16 protein-coding genes are annotated in these 15954 nt (G+C 68.4%); 14 read left to right on the plus strand and 2 right to left on the minus strand.

What is annotated here, in order from left to right:
• The first annotated feature begins 3 nt into the window (after positions 1–3).
• Both ACZ6YV_RS13980 and ACZ6YV_RS13985 read left to right on the plus strand, forming a co-directional pair.
• A complete protein-coding gene (locus ACZ6YV_RS13980; protein WP_378241511.1) occupies positions 4–789 on the plus strand; it encodes an alpha/beta fold hydrolase in 786 nt (261 codons plus the stop codon).
• Positions 786–1919 carry a glycosyltransferase gene (locus ACZ6YV_RS13985; RefSeq protein ID WP_465509932.1) on the plus strand — a complete coding sequence of 378 codons (1134 nt, stop codon included), beginning with the start codon at positions 786–788 and terminating at the stop codon, positions 1917–1919. Before ACZ6YV_RS13980 ends, ACZ6YV_RS13985 begins: the two co-directional genes overlap by 4 nt.
• A 200-nt stretch (positions 1920–2119) precedes the next feature.
• On the opposite strand, the gene ACZ6YV_RS13990 is transcribed toward ACZ6YV_RS13985, so the two are convergent.
• Complete coding sequence (locus tag ACZ6YV_RS13990) at positions 2120–2971, minus strand: ABC transporter permease (RefSeq protein ID WP_465509933.1); 852 nt, start codon at positions 2969–2971, stop codon at positions 2120–2122.
• Positions 2971–3912 carry an ATP-binding cassette domain-containing protein gene (locus tag ACZ6YV_RS13995; RefSeq protein ID WP_465509934.1) on the minus strand — a complete coding sequence of 314 codons (942 nt, stop codon included), beginning with the start codon at positions 3910–3912 and terminating at the stop codon, positions 2971–2973. Before ACZ6YV_RS13995 ends, ACZ6YV_RS13990 begins: the two co-directional genes overlap by 1 nt.
• Positions 3913–4189: 277 nt before the next feature.
• Between ACZ6YV_RS13995 and ACZ6YV_RS14000 the strand changes: the two genes are divergently transcribed.
• The 12 genes from ACZ6YV_RS14000 to ACZ6YV_RS14055 all read left to right on the plus strand — a co-directional run bounded on the left by ACZ6YV_RS14000 (position 4190) and on the right by ACZ6YV_RS14055 (position 15919).
• Entirely contained in the window at positions 4190–5779 is a 1590-nt protein-coding gene (locus tag ACZ6YV_RS14000; protein WP_465509935.1) for a DUF6801 domain-containing protein, read from the plus strand.
• Positions 5780–5993: 214 nt separating this feature from the next.
• A complete protein-coding gene (locus ACZ6YV_RS14005) occupies positions 5994–6776 on the plus strand; it encodes a hypothetical protein (protein WP_465509936.1) in 783 nt (260 codons plus the stop codon).
• Between the two features lie 2 nt (positions 6777–6778).
• Entirely contained in the window at positions 6779–7582 is an 804-nt protein-coding gene (locus tag ACZ6YV_RS14010; protein ID WP_465509937.1) for an MlaE family ABC transporter permease, read from the plus strand.
• Between the two features lie 4 nt (positions 7583–7586).
• Entirely contained in the window at positions 7587–8426 is an 840-nt protein-coding gene (locus tag ACZ6YV_RS14015) for an MlaE family ABC transporter permease (RefSeq protein ID WP_378241518.1), read from the plus strand.
• On the plus strand, positions 8423–9646 hold the full coding sequence (locus tag ACZ6YV_RS14020; protein WP_465509938.1) for an MCE family protein: 1224 nt from the start codon (positions 8423–8425) through the stop codon (positions 9644–9646). The genes ACZ6YV_RS14015 and ACZ6YV_RS14020 overlap by 4 nt, the downstream gene beginning before the upstream one ends.
• Positions 9643–10656 carry an MCE family protein gene (locus tag ACZ6YV_RS14025; protein ID WP_465509939.1) on the plus strand — a complete coding sequence of 338 codons (1014 nt, stop codon included), beginning with the start codon at positions 9643–9645 and terminating at the stop codon, positions 10654–10656. The genes ACZ6YV_RS14020 and ACZ6YV_RS14025 overlap by 4 nt, the downstream gene beginning before the upstream one ends.
• Positions 10647–11663 (plus strand): MCE family protein, encoded by a 1017-nt coding sequence (locus tag ACZ6YV_RS14030; protein ID WP_465509940.1) that lies wholly within the window; start codon positions 10647–10649, stop codon positions 11661–11663. The genes ACZ6YV_RS14025 and ACZ6YV_RS14030 overlap by 10 nt, the downstream gene beginning before the upstream one ends.
• A complete protein-coding gene (locus ACZ6YV_RS14035; RefSeq protein WP_465509941.1) occupies positions 11663–12667 on the plus strand; it encodes an MCE family protein in 1005 nt (334 codons plus the stop codon). Before ACZ6YV_RS14030 ends, ACZ6YV_RS14035 begins: the two co-directional genes overlap by 1 nt.
• Positions 12664–13647 carry an MCE family protein gene (locus ACZ6YV_RS14040; RefSeq protein WP_465509942.1) on the plus strand — a complete coding sequence of 328 codons (984 nt, stop codon included), beginning with the start codon at positions 12664–12666 and terminating at the stop codon, positions 13645–13647. The genes ACZ6YV_RS14035 and ACZ6YV_RS14040 overlap by 4 nt, the downstream gene beginning before the upstream one ends.
• Positions 13647–14747: an MCE family protein gene (locus tag ACZ6YV_RS14045; protein WP_465509943.1), complete on the plus strand. Its 1101-nt coding sequence runs from the start codon at positions 13647–13649 to the stop codon at positions 14745–14747. Before ACZ6YV_RS14040 ends, ACZ6YV_RS14045 begins: the two co-directional genes overlap by 1 nt.
• Before the next feature lie 5 nt (positions 14748–14752).
• The gene (locus ACZ6YV_RS14050) at positions 14753–15256 is read left to right on the plus strand and encodes a hypothetical protein (protein ID WP_378241525.1); all 504 of its coding nucleotides are present in this window, start codon (positions 14753–14755) and stop codon (positions 15254–15256) included.
• A 12-nt stretch (positions 15257–15268) separates the two neighbouring features.
• Complete coding sequence (locus tag ACZ6YV_RS14055; protein ID WP_465509944.1) at positions 15269–15919, plus strand: hypothetical protein; 651 nt, start codon at positions 15269–15271, stop codon at positions 15917–15919.
• The last annotated feature ends 35 nt before the right edge of the window (positions 15920–15954 follow it).

The following is a 15954-nucleotide window of genomic DNA, read 5'->3' on the forward strand; positions in this document are numbered from 1 at the left end:
GCGGTGCCGACGATGACCGTCAACGGGCTGCGCACGAACGTGCAGCTCGTGCCCGGCGGGGGCACGGAGACCGTGGTGTTCCTGCACGGCATGGGCACTGACAGCCTGGCGAGTTTCTACCTCACGCTGGCCCCGCCGGTCGCCGCCGCCGGGGTGGACGTGATCAGCTACGACCTGCGCGGGCACGGCAAGACCGAACGACCCGAGCGCGGGTACACGATCGCGGACTTCGTCGCCGACCTCGACGACCTGCTGGACCAGCTCGACCTCGACCGGCCCGTTCACCTGGTGGGCAACAGTTTCGGCGGCACCCTCGCGTACAGCTACGCGGTGGCGAAACCGGAGCGGGTGCGCAGCATCGTGTGCATCGAGTCGGAGCCCGCGACCGAACTGTGGGCGGGCAAGATGGCGCAGATCCTCGAACACACCGTGCGCTTCCTGAAGGTCGAGGAGAGCTACGAGTGGATCGAGGCCAACTACAGCGCCCATCACCGGCGGCTCGCGAGAATGGCCGCCGAGCGGATCATGGCGACGTCGATGGCCGAGGAGGTCCCGCTCGGTCCGTTGCTGACCCTGGAGCAGGTGGCGGGGATCGACTGCCCCGTACTGTCCATTTTGGGCAGTCACGGCTATCAAGCCGACGATCTCGACGCGCTGACGTCCTTGTTGCCCCGCGGTGAGTTGCACGTGTTCGAGGGGCAGGGGCATTCGGTGCTCGTCGAGCAGCATCGTGAGGTGCGGCAGCTGCTGCTGAACTGGATCTCCCGGCACGGGAGGCCGCGCGGATGAGCCGGTTCCTGCTGGTCGTCCCGCCGCTCACCGGGCACGTGGCGCCGTTGCGCGCGGTGGCCGCCGAGCTGGTGGGGCGCGGTCACGACGTCGCCTGGTGCGGCCCGGAACCCACGACGTCGGAGCTGACGCGGGCGGGCCGGGTGTACGCGGCGGGGGACGCGCTGGAGTTCGCCGTGGAGCGCCGTCCCGAGGGGCTGCGCGGGTTCGCGGCGCTGAAGTTCCTGTGGGAGCAGTACCTGATCCCGCTCGCGGACGCGATGGTCCCCGGGGTCGAGAAAGCGGTGATGGCCTTCCGGCCCGACGTCGTGATCTCCGACCAGCAGGCCTTCGCGGGCGCCCTCGTGGCGAGCCGCCGGGGCCTGTCGTGGGCGACTTCGGCATCGACGTCGACTGAACTCGGCGATCCGCTGAGCGCCATGCCGAAGATCGCCGCCTGGGTGGGCAAACTGCAGGAAGACCTCCGTACGCGGCACAACGTGTCCGGTGGTGACCTGCGCTTCTCGCCGGAGCTGGTGCTGGCCTTCACCACCGTTTCCCTGACGGGGCCGATCGCCGACGCCGGCGCGGTCCGGTTCGTCGGCCCGGCGCTGGCCCCCGCGCCCCCTGTGGGGTTCTCGTGGGACAGGCTCGACGGGCGCCCGCTCGTCCTCGCCACCCTCGGCACCGCCAACGCCGCCCTCGGCCGCCGCTTCCTGTCCGAATGCGTCGACGCCCTCGCCGGGATGCCCGGGGTCCAAGGCCTGGTCGTCGACCCCACCGGCGAACTCTTCAGCGACGAAGTGCTGATCGCCAAAAGGATCCCGCAGGCGGAGGTGGTGCGGAAGGCGTCGGCGGTGATCTGCCACGGCGGGCACAACACCGTCAGCGAGACCCTCGCGTCCGGGCTGCCGCTGGTCATCGCGCCGATCCGGGACGACCAGTCGATGCTGGCCCAGCAGGTCGAGACGGCGGGCGCGGGGCTGCGGCTGCGCTTCGACCGCGTGAAGGCGCCGGACATCCGCGGCACGGTCACCGAAGTGCTCACCGAGCCCGCCTACGCCGCGGCGGCCGCGCGGGTGCGGGCCTCGTTCGCGGCGGCCGGGGGAGTCGTGGCCGCCGCGGACCACCTGGAGTCCTTGCCACGCTGAGCCTCCGTTCCGGCTTCGCCTCCCTCCGCACTCGCGTGATCAGGCACGTGACTCGCGTGATCAGAGCCGGAACTCGCGTGATTGAGCACGGAACTCGCGTGATCAGAGCCGTACATCCGAGTGCGGCGCCCAATCACGCGAGTCACGTGTCCAATCACGCGAGTCACGTGTCTGATCACGCGTGATCGTGGTTCGGGCACTCACCTCGGCGCGGCTTCCCGGGGTGACCGGAACGTCCGAGCCGCGATCCACCCGCCGGCCAGCGCCGCCACGGCCGCGATCGCGAGCGAGACGGGGATCGACCAGCCCGACGGCCGTCCCAACGCCAAAGCGCGGGTCGCGTCGATCGCGTAGGTCAGCGGGTTGAGCGCCGAAACCACCCGCAGCCAGGTCGGCATGGTTTCGAGCGGCATGTACGCGCTGGAGGAGAACATCAGCGGGAACATGACCACGAAGGACGCCATCTGCAGAGTCTCGGCTTTGCGCAGCCAAGTCGTGATCGCGACGAAGATCCAGCTCAGGCACCAACCGACGACGAGCGTGAGCAGAAGCGCCGCCGTGACCCCGAAAACGCCGCCGGTCGGCCGGAAACCGAGCAGCACCAAGCTGGCGAGCGTGGTCACCAGCAGTTGCACGCCGAGCCGGGCGGAGTCGGAGATGGTGCGGGCCACCAGGACGGCCGAAAGGCTGATGGGCATGCACCGGAGACGTCCGGTGAATCCACTGTAGATCTCCGCGAGCAGGCCGGCGCCCGAGCTCATCGCCGTGGTCATCGCGATGTTCACCAGCGTCGCCGGGACGAGGAAGTTCACGTATCCCTCGTAGGCCGCGACACCGGGCAGCGTGCTGACCCCGGTGAACACTTGACTGAACAGCAGAAGCAGCACGATCGGCTGCAGCAACCCGAAGAACACCAGCCCCCGGTCGCCGAACGCCGTCTTCAGCGACCGGACGGCGAGCACCCGGACCTGGGTGGTGAAGGTGCTCGGCGGCCAGGTCGCCGGATCGGTCAGCACCGGGGTGGACGGCGCGCGGTGCCGTGCCTCGGTCATCACGGCACCGCCGGATTCCGGTGCAGGGAAAGGTAGACGTCGTCGAGCGTCGGTTCCGCGACGGTGAGGTCCTTCATCGGCGCGCCCGCCGCGTCGAGCGCCCGGACCAGCACCGTGATGTCGGAGGGCCCGGACAGCGCGACGCCGATCACCAGCCCGGAGGCCGACGGCGTGCAGCTCATGCCGAGTCTGTGCACCGCGGCCAGCGCGCGGCGGGCGGCGAGGTCGGTGCCGAAGGTCAGGGTCGCGGTCCGTTCCCCGAGCCGGGCCTTCAGTTCCGACGGCCGCCCGGAAACCGTGACGTGCCCCAGTCCCAGCACGATGACGTGATCCGCCAGCCTGTCCGCCTCCTCGAGGTACTGCGTGGTAAGCACGACGGTGGTGCCGCGCGCGGCGAGCCGTTCGACGCCGTCCCAAAGGCCTGCGCGGCTCAGCGGGTCGAGGCCGGTCGTCGGTTCGTCGAGGAACAGGACGTCGGGGGAGCCGACGAGTCCGGCGGCGAGATCGAGCCGCCGCCGCATCCCGCCGGAGTACGTCCGCGCGGGCCTGTCCGCCGCGTCGTCGAGCCCGAACATGGCGAGCAGTTCGGCCGCGCGGGCCCTGGCCTGGCCCCGGTTCGCGCCCAGCAACCGGGCGACGAGTTCGAGGTTGCCGCGGCCGGAGAGCGCGTCGTCGACGGCCGCGAACTGGCCGGTGACCCCGATCCGCCGCCGGACGTGATGCCCGGCCCGGACGACGTCGAAACCACAGACCTTGGCGCTGCCGCCGCTCGGTTTGACGCGAGTACTGAGGATGTCGATCAGCGTCGTCTTGCCCGCGCCGTTGTGGCCCAGCACCGCGAGCACGGTGCCGCGGCCGACACGAAGACTGACGCCGGCGAGAGCCGTCACATCACCGTAGTGCTTGGCGAGGCCGGTCACCTCGATGGCAGCCTGCTCCATTCGCCGAACGTAGCGGGACTTTCGGTACGGCCGCAATGAACACACGGTGACTCCGGACGCGCGTGACAGTTTCGCGCCCACTGTTGTCGACGAGAGTGACAAAAGCGATTTCACGCGGAGCGTTCGTGCCAGTTAATCAGTCACCCGATCCCACCGGCATGACAAACGGATTCGGTGTCCTTGCCGGTGCGGAGAGGCGCAGGTAATTTACCGCTTCTGTGTCCGCGCTGTTTCAGCCGTGTCACGCAATTTCTCCGATTCCCCGGGAGTGACCGTTGTGAAGTTCCCACTGAAGAAACTGAAGTCGAAAAGATCCGTGCAGGCCTTGGCCGCCACCACGGTGGCCGCCGTCGCGGCCACCCTGGGCGTCGTCGGCGCGGGCTTGAGCGAAGCGGCGCCCGCGTCGCTGACGCTGAAATACACCTGTCCGTTCCCGCTGATCGGCGACCAGACCCTGGTCGTGAAGATCGACACCGTCCTGCCGGACGACGCCGTCGCCGGGAAGACCTCCACCCCGATCACGTTCGACGTCGACGTCACCGTCCCGGCCGACGCGACCTCGGGGCTTTCGCTCGTCGGCGCCACCACCGTCGAGGGCAGCGCCAAGGCGGGCGCGGTGCTGAAGTACCCGGTCGACAAGACGCTGAACCTCGGTCTTCCGCTGGTCATCCCGGTCACGCCGGTGCCGGAGTCGGGCGAGTTCCACGTCAAGACGAGCGGCAAGGCGCCCGCGGTCACGTTCCCCAGCCCGGGCACCGCTTCGGTGACTGTCGGGAACTTCAGCACCACCATGACGCCGAAGAACGCGCAGGGCCAGCCGACCGACCTCGGCACGTTCACTTCGGACTGCGTCGTCCAGCCGGGACAGAACCAGCAGCTGGGGACGTTCGAGGTCAAACCCGCCGGCGGTGGCACGACGACGCCGACCACTCCGACGACGACGCCCACCACCCCGACGACGCCGACCACACAGCCGACTCCCACGACGGAGCCGACGCCGACGACGGAGCCGACGCCGACGCCGACGACCCAGCCGACTCCGACCACGGAGCCGACGCCCACGACTCAGCCGACCCCGACGACGGAACCGACTCCCACCACGGAGCCGACTCCGACGACCGAGCCCACTCCGACGACCCAGCCGACGCCGACCACTGAGCCGACGCCGACAACGCAGCCGACGCCGACCACTGAGCCGACGCCCACGACTCAGCCGACGCCGACCACGGAACCGACTCCCACCACAGAGCCGTCTCCGACTCCGACCACCCAGCCGACTCCCACCACGGAGCCGACTCCGACGACCCGGCCGACGACCCCGACGACTGCGCCGACCACCACGACGACGCAGCCGCCGGGCGACACCCAGATCACCTACGGGGTCAAGGGCAAGACCACCATCGCGGGGCTGAACGCGAGGCTCCCGCTCGGTCCCGGTGAGTTCACCGCGAAGCTGAACGCGCAGTCCGGCAAGTTCACCGGCCAGCTTTCGCTGCCGCCGTCGAACGTGCAGTTCCGCTTCCTCGGGTTCTTCCCGGCCTCGGCGACGGTGAAGATCAACCAGGTCGGCGACGTGACGGGCACCGTCAACGCCGGCGCGGTGAAGGCCGACACGAAGGCAGACGTCAAACTCCTCGCGGTGCGGCTGTTCGGCTTCCCGATCGTGGCGAGTTCGACGTGCAAGACGGCACAGCCCTCCGACATCCCGCTGGTTTCGTCGCACGGCTTCAACCCGTTGAAGGGTGGCAAGCTGACGGCCGAATACAGGCTGCCGCAGTTCCGCGGCTGTGGCCTGCTGACGCCGTTGATCAGCGCGATGGCCTCCGGGGACGGGAACAGCCTGGAGATCAACCTCACCAAGAAGTAGACCCAGCCTGAAGTAGCGCAAGTCTCGTGAGTGGTAATGACGGTTAGAACCATCATTACCACTCACGAGACCCAAGGCGAAACAGTTACGTCCATAACAACATTTCCGCGTCTCAGACCCGCCATTCCCGAGTTACTTGTCTCTCGGTACCTCCGCAAGTAGCGTGCTCACGAGTTGGCCGTTCGGCCGGAGAAGTCGAAGTGAGGAAGCCCGAATGTCAGTGATGACCGGGCGCGTTCCGCGCGCCTTCCTGCTCCCGGCGGTGCTGGGGCTGGGGGCGCTTTCCTTGGCTTCCGCCTCCGCCGAGCCCGCGCCCACGAACGCCTCCACGCAGCAGGCCGAAGCCGCACCGGTGGCCGCCGCCGCGGCCGGTCTGCCGTTCGGTTTCCACGTCGGCGACGAGAAGCAGGCCACGACGAGCCACGTCGCCAAACTCGGCTCGGACATCACGTTCCCGCAGGGCCGGTTCGACGGCTCGCTCCTCGGCCTGTCGGGCAAGGTGCCGATCACCGGCAAGCTCGTCATCCCGTCGACGGAGAGCTACTTCGTGTCCTTCCGGTTCATGCCCGCCACCGGCACGGTCGAGCTGATCCCGGACGGCGACGCCACCGGGACGGTCGAGGTGAAGACCGGCGCCACCACCAACTGCAAGGCCGTCGGCACCAACCTGTGCGGCGATTCCGACGTCACCAACAAGGTTTTCATCAAGCTCTCGAACGTCAAAGTGGACGGCAAGGTCCTCGACGTCGGCCCGAACTGCCGGACGGCGGAGTCGGTCGCGGTGAACATCAAAGCGTTGATGCCGCTCGGATTCCCCGCCCCGTCGGTCAAGGCGACCAGCACCTTCTCGACACCGGGCTTCACCGGATGCGGTGTGCGTGAGGACCTGAGCCCGTTGCTCACCGGCCTGGTTTCCGGCCCTGGAAACACCTTGGTCACCAACCTCAAGCTGCGGTGCGTCGGCTCGGGCCCGCCCCCCAACGGATGCGGAGCCTGACGATGACCAATCCTGTCGCCCTGCTCGCCCGCGCGCCGGAGAGGGCCGCCGCGGGGCTGCGCGAATTCGGCCGCATGTGCGCCATGGGGCTCGACGTCATCCTCGCGATGTTCCGCCGCCCGGTGCAGATCCGCGAGTTCGTCCAGCAGTTCTGGTTCATCGCCAGCGTTTCGATCACGCCGGCGATCCTCGTGTCGATCCCGTTCGGCGCGGTCATCTCGCTGCAACTCGGTTCGCTCACGAGCCAGATCGGCGCGCAGCAGTTCAACGGCGCCGCGAGCGTTCTGGCTGTCGTGCAGCAGGCCAGCCCGATCGTGACGACGCTGATCATCGCGGGCGCGGGCGGTTCGGCGATCTGCGCGGACCTCGGCGCCCGCTCCATCCGCGAGGAGATCGACGCGATGGAGGTGCTCGGCGTCTCGCCGATCCACCGGCTGATCGTCCCCCGGGTGCAAGCCGCCATCGGGGTTTCGTTACTGCTCAACGGTTTGGTCAGCGTCGTCGGCGTGCTCGGCGGTTACTTCTTCAACGTCATCGTGCAGGGCGGCACACCCGGCGCGTATCTCGCGAGCTTCAACGCGCTGGCCCAGCTGCCCGACCTCGTCGTCAGCTCGATCAAGGCGTTCATCTTCGGTTTCCTCGCCGGTGTCGTCGCGGCCTACCGCGGGCTGAACCCCAGAGGCGGCCCCAAAGGCGTCGGCGACGTCGTCAACCAGTCGGTGGTGATCACGTTCCTGCTCCTGTTCTTCGTCAACACGATCCTGACCGCGCTGTACCTGCAGCTCGTCCCCGCGAAGGGAACCTGATCCCGTGACCAGCGTCCCCGAACGGGCCCGCGAGGCGTTCAAACGCCCCGGCAACAGTCTTTTCGAGCTGGGCGACCAGTTGCTGTTCTACGTCCGCGCGCTCGCGGCGATCCCGATGACCGTCACCCGCTACTTCCGCGAAGTGGTGCGCCTGCTCGCCGAGGTGACCTTCGGCAGCGGGGCGCTCGCGGTGATCGGCGGCACCGTCGGCGTGATGGTCGGCCTGTGCGTGTTCACCGGGATCACGGTGGGGCTGCAGGGTTTCAGCGCGCTGAACCAGATCAACATCTCCGCGATGACCGGTTTCCTCACCGCGTACTTCAACACCCGGGAGATCGCGCCGCTCTCGGCGGGGCTCGCGTTGTCCGCGACGGTCGGCGCCGGCTTCACCGCACAACTGGGTGCCATGCGGATCTCCGAGGAGATCGACGCGCTCGAAGTGATGGCCGTGCGCAGCATGCCGTACCTCGTCACCACCCGGATCGTGGCCGGGTTCATCGCGATCATCCCGCTCTACGTGATCGGCCTGCTGATCTCCTACCTCGGTTCGCGGGTGACCACGGTCGTCTTCTTCGGGCAGTCCGGTGGAACCTACGACCACTACTTCTCGCTGTTCTTGCCTCCGGAAGACGTTCTGTGGTCGTTCGGCAAGGTGCTCGTGTTCAGCGTCGGCGTCATCCTCACGCACTGCTTCTACGGCTACCGGGCCGCCGGCGGCCCGGCGGGCGTCGGGGTCGCGGTCGGCCGCGCCGTGCGGACGTCGATCGTGCTGATCAGCGTGCTCGACCTGTTCCTCAGCCTGGCGATCTGGGGCGCCACCACGACGGTGAAGGTCTCCGGATGACCGCGCGGGCGCGGACGCAGGCCGCCGGGGTGATCTTCCTCGTCATCCTGGTGCTGCTCGGCTGGGTCGCCGTCGCCATCTTCAACAAGGACTTCGACCGCGCGGAACTGGTCACGCTCAAGGCCGACCGGGTCGGCAACCAGCTGGCCCCGCCCGCCGAGGTCAAGGTCCGCGGTGTCCCGTTCGGCGAGGTCCGGGCGGTCCGGGGCAGCGCGGACGGCGCGGAGATCGACCTCGCGATCGACCCGGCGAAGATCGATCAGCTGCCGCGCAATGTTTCGGCCCGGCTCCTGCCGAAGACCGTGTTCGGCGAGCGCTACGTCAACCTCGTGCTCCCTGATCGGCCCGCCGGTGGCTCGCTTCGAGACGGTGACGTCATCGGCCAGGACCGGTCGGCCAACGCGATCGAACTGGAACGCGTCCTCGGCGATCTGCTGCCCCTGCTGCGGGCGGTGCAGCCGCAGAAGCTCAACAGTTCGCTCGGCGCGATCTCGCTCGCGCTCGACAATCGCGGGAAATCCCTGGGGGACAGCATCGTTCAGCTCAACGACCTCCTCGGCCAGGTGAATCCGCTGATGCCGCAGTTCAAGGCGGACATCAGCGGTCTCGCCGACGTGGCCGATCTCTACACCGGCGCGGCGCCGGACATCCTCAAGGCCCTCTCGGATCTCTCCACGACGGCGAAGACCATTGTGGACACTCGTGCGGACCTCGACAAGCTGTACGCCAGCGTCACCACAGCGAGCGGCGATCTGAACAAGTTCCTGGTGCAGAACAAGGACAACATCATCGGTGTCAGCGTGAAGAGCAGGCCGACGCTGGAACTGCTTTCGCGCTACTCGCCCGAGTTCCCGTGTCTGTTCGACGCGGTGAACCGGCTCAAACCGGTGATGGAGAAGGCCTTGGGCAAGGGCACCGGTGAACCGGGGCTGCACGTGACGTTGTCCGTCCACGACCCGCGCGACAAGTACGTGCCGGGCCGGGACGATCCGCGGTTCGACCAGAAGGGCGGTCCGCGGTGCTACGGCGGGGGTAACACTTCGGCGGCGGTCTCCTTCGCCCCCGATGGGGACCTCGGCCCGGCCAATTCGAAGGGGGAGCGGGGGCTGGTCGCCGAGCTGCTGGCGCCGTCGCTCGGGATGAAACCGGCCGAGGTCCCGGACTGGAGCAGCGTGCTCGTGGGCCCGGCCTTGCGCGGAACGGAGGTGACCGTCCGATGAGGAGTGTGCTGGGCCCGGCGATCAAGGGCCTGATCTTCTTCGTGATCACCGCGGTGGCGACCGGGATCCTGGCGATCACCATCGCCAACTCCGGGGTGGGCACGACGGTCGGCTACACCGCCAGATTCACCGACGCGACCTCGGTCAACCCCGGGGACGAGGTCCGGATGTCCGGTGTCCGGATCGGCCAGGTGGACTCCATCGGCGTGGTCGAGCGGCGCCTGGCGGACGTGCGGTTCTCGATCGAGAACAAGCGCCGTCTCACTTCCGGGGCCACGGTCACCATCAGGTACCGCAACCTCGTGGGCCAGCGGTATCTCTCCATCGACCCCGGTCCCGACGGCCCGGCGGCGCTGACCGAGGGCGCGCTGATCCCGCCGGAGCGCACGACCCCGGCACTGGATCTCACCGCCTTGTTCAACGGGTTCAAACCGCTGTTCCAGGCGCTGTCGCCGAACGACGTCAACCAGCTGTCGTTCGAGATCGTCCAGGTGCTGCAAGGGGAGGGGAGCACCATCGACAGCCTGCTGGAGCACACCGCGTCGCTCACGAAAACCTTGGCGGGCAAGGACGAGGTGATCGGCCAGGTGGTCGGGAACCTCAACACGGTGCTCGACACACTGAACTCCCAGGGCGATCAGTTCGACAAGCTCGTCGACGTCACCGCGCGGCTGGTCTCCGGGCTCGCCGGCGACGCGAAGCCCATCGGGCAGGCGATCGGCGGGCTCGGCGAGCTCACCACGTCCACCGCGGACCTGCTCCAGGACGGCCGGGCGCCGCTGAAGGCGAGCATCAACACCCTCGGGGACCTGTCGAAGAACCTCGCCGACAACACCCCGGTGTTCGAACAGTTCCTCACGAACCTCCCCAAGAAGCTGGACCGCATGGGCGCGATGGTCTCCTACGGTTCCTGGTTCAACTTCTACCTGTGCTCGGTCAAATCGGACGCGCCGCCCGCCCCGGGCGGCCCGCCGGTCGGCATCCCGCTGACCCAGGGACGGTGCCGGTGAAAGCGCCAAGGATCAAACCCTTCCGCAGCCGCAACCCGATCGTGGTGGGCACCATCACGGCCGTGCTGATGGCGGCGGGCGGTTCGGCGGTGTTCTTCTCCGACGATCTCCCGCTGGTCGGCGGCACCACCACCTACGCGGCGGAGTTCACCGAGGCCGCCGGGCTCAAACGCAACGACGAGGTCCGGGTCGCCGGGGTGAAGGTCGGCGAGGTCTCCGACGTCCTGCTGGACGGCGCCCGCGTCAAGGTCCTGTTCCGGGTCAAGGACACCTGGATCGGCAACCGCACCACCGCCGCGATCAAGATCAAAACCCTGCTGGGGCAGAAGAACCTGGTCATCGACCCGGTCGGCAACGCCGAACTGGATCCGGACCAGCCGATCCCGGTGGAGCGCACGAGCTCGCCCTACGACGTCACCGCGGTGTTCAACGACCTCGCGAACACGGTGGGCGCGATCGACACCGATCAGCTGGCGAAGGCGTTCGGAACGATGTCCGAAACGCTCGGTGCTTCCACACCGCAGGACGTCCGGACCGCCTTCGACGGCATCACCGCGCTGTCCAAGACGCTCGCCTCACGCGACGAGGAACTGGTGAAGCTCTTCCAGAACACGAACAAGGTGTCCCAGACGCTCGGTGACCGGTCGCAGCAGATCGAGGCGTTGATCCGCGACGGCAACACCCTGCTCACGGAGCTGAATGCGCGCAAGGACGCCATCGCGAAGCTGTTCAGTGGTGTGAAGAACCTGTCGGTGCAGCTCAAGGGACTCGTCGCGGACAACCAGAAGACACTCGGTCCCGCGCTCGACCAGCTCGATCGCGTCGCCACCGTGCTGCAGCGCAACCAGGACAAGCTCAACGAGAGCCTGCGGCTGGCGGGGCCCTTCTACCGGCTGCTCGGCAACGCTGTCGGCAACGGCCGCTGGATCGACACCTACATCTGCGGGCTCGTCCCGACCGGCGGCACGCCGGGCAGCTGCATGCCGTCGAGGAACGGGGGACGCTGATGGGGCGCCACTTCACGCTGTCCGATCTCGGTGCCACCGCACGGCGGCGGGCCTGGATACGGCGGCTCGCGCTCGCCGTCGTCGCGGGACTGCTCGTGACGGCGGCCTGGCCGCTGGTGACCAAGCAGGCCGACCGCGTCTTGACCGGGTATTTCACCGCGACCGTCGGGGTGTACCCGAACACCGAGGTCCGCGTGCTCGGGGTCCCGATCGGTTCGGTGACCAAGGTCGAGCCGAAGGCCACGAACGTCGAGGTGACCATGTCGGTGCGTCCGGACGTCAAACTGCCTGCCGACGTCGGCGCCGTCGTGATCACGCCGAGCCTGGTCGCCGACAGGTACGTGCAGCTCACCCCGGTGTACCTCGGCGGGCCGGAACTGGGGGGCGACGCCCGGATCCCGCCCGAGCGCACCGTCACCCCGGTCGAGGTCGACGAACTCCTCGGCAGCCTCAACCAGCTGATGACCGCGCTGGGACCGAAGGGCGCCAACAGGGACGGCGCTGTCAGCGACGTCCTGACCAAGGCCGCGGCCTACCTCGACGGCAACGGCGGCAAACTCGGCGACGCGATCAAGAACCTCGGCGAGTTCGCCAGGACGGCCAGTGATTCCAAGGACGACCTGTTCAACTCGGTCGACAACATCAGCAAGTTCACCGCGATGCTCGCCTCGAACGACGGCAAGGTGAAGGAGGCGATCCGGCAGATCTCCTCGATCAGCAAGATCCTGGCCGATCAGCGGGACCAGTTCTCCAGCGCGATGACCGAACTCACCGAGGCGCTCAGTGTGGTCCAGGGCTTCATCAAGGACAACCGGGGCAAGGTGAAGTCCGATGTGGACAAACTCGCCGAGATCACCAAGACGCTCAGTCAGCAGAAGGCGTCGCTGGGCGAGGCACTGGACGCCGCGCCGAACGCGCTGGCGAACGTCCTCGGCGCGTACAACCAGGGCGCCGGAACGCTGGACGGACGAGGGAACCTCACCGAATTCTCGGGGGCGAAATGAAGTCCCGGCTCAACTGCGCGGCCGTCCTGGTCCTCACGCTGGCCGTGACAGGCTGCGGCAACGGTGTCGACGTCTACGACATCCCGCTGCCCGGCGGTGCCGCGCTCGGTGAACGCCCGATCCATGTCACGGCGAGTTTCAGCAACGTGCTGGATCTCGTGCCGCAGTCCGGGGTGAAGGTCAACGACGTCCCGGTCGGCCAGGTGCGGACGGTCGAACTGGCGCCGGACGGCCGCAGCGCGGTGGTCGGGCTGCTGATCAACGGGGACGTGAACCTGCCGGCCAACGCGATCGCGCGGCTGCGGCAGGCGAGCATCCTCGGCGAGAAGTTCGTCGAGCTCGCGCCGCCCGCCGACGGGACCCCGAGCGGGCGGTTGGCCGACGGCGCGGTGATCCCACTGGCCAGTTCGTCGCTGACCCCGGAGATCGAGGAGGTCTTCGGCGCGCTTTCCTTGCTGCTCAATGGTGGAGGCGTCGCGCAGGTGCAGAACATCACCCGCGAACTGAACGACGCGCTCGGCGGCAAGGAAAGCGCGGCCCGCAGCCTGCTGTCCAATTTGGACACCTTCGTGCGCGGGCTCGACGAGCACAAGGCGGAGATCACCCGTGCCATCGAGAGCGTCAACAAGCTCGCGGCGACGCTGAACGCGAACACCGAGGAGATCAAGGCGACGCTGAACGGCCTCACCCCCGGGATCGAGGTGCTGAACGACCAGCGTCAGGCGCTGGTCGGGATGCTGAAGTCGCTGGACGGGCTCACCTCGGTCGCGGTCGACACGGTGAACCGCAGCAAGGACGACCTCGTCGCCGATCTCAAGGCGCTCGAACCGTTGCTGCGGCGGCTGGCCGACTCCGGGGACAAACTGCCGAAGGCGATGGAGATGATCTTCACCTTCCCGTTCCCCGACGCCGCTCTCGAGGCCATCCGCGGTGACTACCTGAACACGTTCCTGACCTTCAAGAACAGTGGTGGCCGCTGATGCTGACCAAGTTCGTCCGCGTCCAACTGGTGGTCTTCGTGGTCATCGCCGTCCTCGGCACCGCGTACGTCGGCGCGACGTACGCGGGGCTGGACAAGCTGGTACTCGATCGCGGGTACACCGTCAAAGTGCGGCTCGCCACCGGCGGCGGCATCTTCAGCAACGCCGAGGTCACCTACCGGGGCGTGCCGATCGGCCGCGTCGGCGAACTGCGGCTGACCGCCTCCGGGATGGAGGTGGACCTCGACATCGACCCGGGCGGGCCGGAAGTGCCCGCGGACACCGAAGCCGTCGTGGCCAACCGATCGGCCGTCGGCGAGCAGTACGTCGACCTGCGGCCGCGTCGCGGCGACGGTGCCATGTTGCGGGACGGCTCGGTGATCAGCGAGGCGGACACGAAGATCCCACTGCCGGTGGACGTCGTCCTGTCCAGTGTGGACTCTTTCGCCAACTCGGTACCGAAGCCCGCCCTGCGGACCGTGGTCGACGAGCTGTACAACGCGACTTCCGACGCCGGCCCGGCGCTGGACCAGCTCGTCGGGCGAGGGATCGAGTTCGTACGAGAGGCGAGCGCGCACGTCGGCCCGCTGACCAGGTTCGTGACCGATGCGCAGACCGTGCTCGACACGCAGGTTTCGCAGGCGGACGCGATCCGCTCGTTCGGCGCCAACGCGAAACTGCTCGCCGCGACGCTGAAGAGCTCCGACGGCGATCTGCGCCGCCTGATCCCGGCCGTCCCGGCGGCCGCGAACGAGGTCAGCACGCTCTTGCGGGAGACCGGCCCGAGCCTCGGCATCCTGCTGGCGAACCTGCTGACCACCGCGGACGTCATGGAATCGCGGCAGGACGGCATCGAGCAACTGCTGGTCACCGCGCCGAAAGCGGTCGCGGCGGGCCACGCGATCATGGGGCCGGACGGCGCGCACGTCGGCCTGTCGCTGACGTTCTTCGATCCGCCGCCGTGCGTCACCGGCTACGGCACCGGCTATCGCGACGGACTCGACACGTCGTCGCGTCCGTTGAACACCTCGGCGCGCTGTGCCCTGCCCAAGGGCGACCCGACGAACGTGCGCGGCTCACAGAACGTACCGAAGAGGTGAAGACGATGACTCGACTCGCGGTCCTGCTCGCGGTGGTGGCCACCGCGTTCGCGGCCTGGTTCGGCTACTCGTGGTGGGACGCGAGCCGGGACGACGGCGTCGCGCGGGCCACGGTCCGCGAGGAGGCGCTGCAGGCGGGAAGACAGTCCGTGGCCGCACTGACCACTTTGGACTATCGGCAGGCCGAGCAGGGTTACCAGAGCTGGCTGAACCTGTCCGGCGGCGCGCTGCACGACGAGCTCGCGCGGGACCGGGAAGGCGGGCTCGGCCGGATCGGCCAGGCGAAGACCGTCACCACCGGCCGGGTCGTCGACGCCGCGGTGACCGCGGTGGACAGCGGCGGCGGGACCGCCGAGGTGATCGCTTCGGTCGAACTCGAAGTCCGGCCCGACGGCGGGGAAGCCGTGACCAAGCACAACCGGTTCCGCGCCGGCCTGAACCGGACACCGGACGGGTGGCGCGTCACGTCGCTCGGCCAGGTGCCGGTGACCGACACCGGAAAGCCCTGAGGTGAGGACGGGATGACCACAAAACGGAAACCGGTGCGGCGCACCGTGAAGGTGGCCGGGAAAATGGGCGGGAGCACCCGGGTCCTCGAACGTCCCGAAAAGGTCTCAGAGGTCTCCGAGGACTTGGAGGACTCGCCGGTTCCCGAGGTCTCGGTCGTTGCTCCTGTCCGACGGCGGGGCGCCGTGGTGTTCGGCGCGGTCGCGGTGGTGATGGCGGGCCTCGCGGGGTGGTTCGCCATCGAAGCGCGGGACGCCACGGCGGTCCTGGCGCACAACACCGCGCTGACCGACGTCGCCACCACCGCGGAGGTGAGCGACCAGATCGGCAAGGCGCTCGGCACGGTCTTCTCCTACCGCTACGACGACCCCGACAAGAGCGAAAAGGCCGCGAAAGAGGTCCTGACCGGGCCCGCACTCGGGCAGTACGACCAACTGTTCGCGCAGGTCCGGGGGCTGGCCGCGGAACAGAAGCTGGTCGTGACGTCGACTCCGGTGGTCTCGGGCGTCAAGCTCCTCGACGGGGATCGGGCGTCGCTGCTGGTGTTCCTGGACCAGACCGGCGTACGCGGGGACGGGCAGCGCAGCTCCGGTGCGGCTCAACTGAGCGTCACCGCCGAACGTTCCGACGGTCACTGGCGCGTCACCGCCCTCGCCGCCGCCTGACCTCCTCCGCATTTCGTCCTCTGAATGCGGGGCGG

Source organism: Amycolatopsis sp. NPDC102522 (assembly GCF_055584485.1).

Bases quoted from the DNA above. Each gene is read 5' to 3' on its own strand.
- ACZ6YV_RS13985 (WP_465509932.1), top strand. From the start codon at position 786: ATGAGCCGGTTCCTGCTGGTCGTCCCGCCGCTCACCGGGCACGTGGCG.
- ACZ6YV_RS13990 (WP_465509933.1), bottom strand. From the start codon at position 2,971: ATGACCGAGGCACGGCACCGCGCGCCGTCCACCCCGGTGCTGACCGAT.
- ACZ6YV_RS13995 (WP_465509934.1), bottom strand. From the start codon at position 3,912: ATGGAGCAGGCTGCCATCGAGGTGACCGGCCTCGCCAAGCACTACGGT.
- ACZ6YV_RS14005 (WP_465509936.1), top strand. From the start codon at position 5,994: ATGTCAGTGATGACCGGGCGCGTTCCGCGCGCCTTCCTGCTCCCGGCG.
- ACZ6YV_RS14010 (WP_465509937.1), top strand. From the start codon at position 6,779: ATGACCAATCCTGTCGCCCTGCTCGCCCGCGCGCCGGAGAGGGCCGCC.
- ACZ6YV_RS14020 (WP_465509938.1), top strand. From the start codon at position 8,423: ATGACCGCGCGGGCGCGGACGCAGGCCGCCGGGGTGATCTTCCTCGTC.
- ACZ6YV_RS14025 (WP_465509939.1), top strand. From the start codon at position 9,643: ATGAGGAGTGTGCTGGGCCCGGCGATCAAGGGCCTGATCTTCTTCGTG.
- ACZ6YV_RS14035 (WP_465509941.1), top strand. From the start codon at position 11,663: ATGGGGCGCCACTTCACGCTGTCCGATCTCGGTGCCACCGCACGGCGG.
- ACZ6YV_RS14040 (WP_465509942.1), top strand. From the start codon at position 12,664: ATGAAGTCCCGGCTCAACTGCGCGGCCGTCCTGGTCCTCACGCTGGCC.
- ACZ6YV_RS14045 (WP_465509943.1), top strand. From the start codon at position 13,647: ATGCTGACCAAGTTCGTCCGCGTCCAACTGGTGGTCTTCGTGGTCATC.
- ACZ6YV_RS14050 (WP_378241525.1), top strand. From the start codon at position 14,753: ATGACTCGACTCGCGGTCCTGCTCGCGGTGGTGGCCACCGCGTTCGCG.
- ACZ6YV_RS14055 (WP_465509944.1), top strand. From the start codon at position 15,269: ATGACCACAAAACGGAAACCGGTGCGGCGCACCGTGAAGGTGGCCGGG.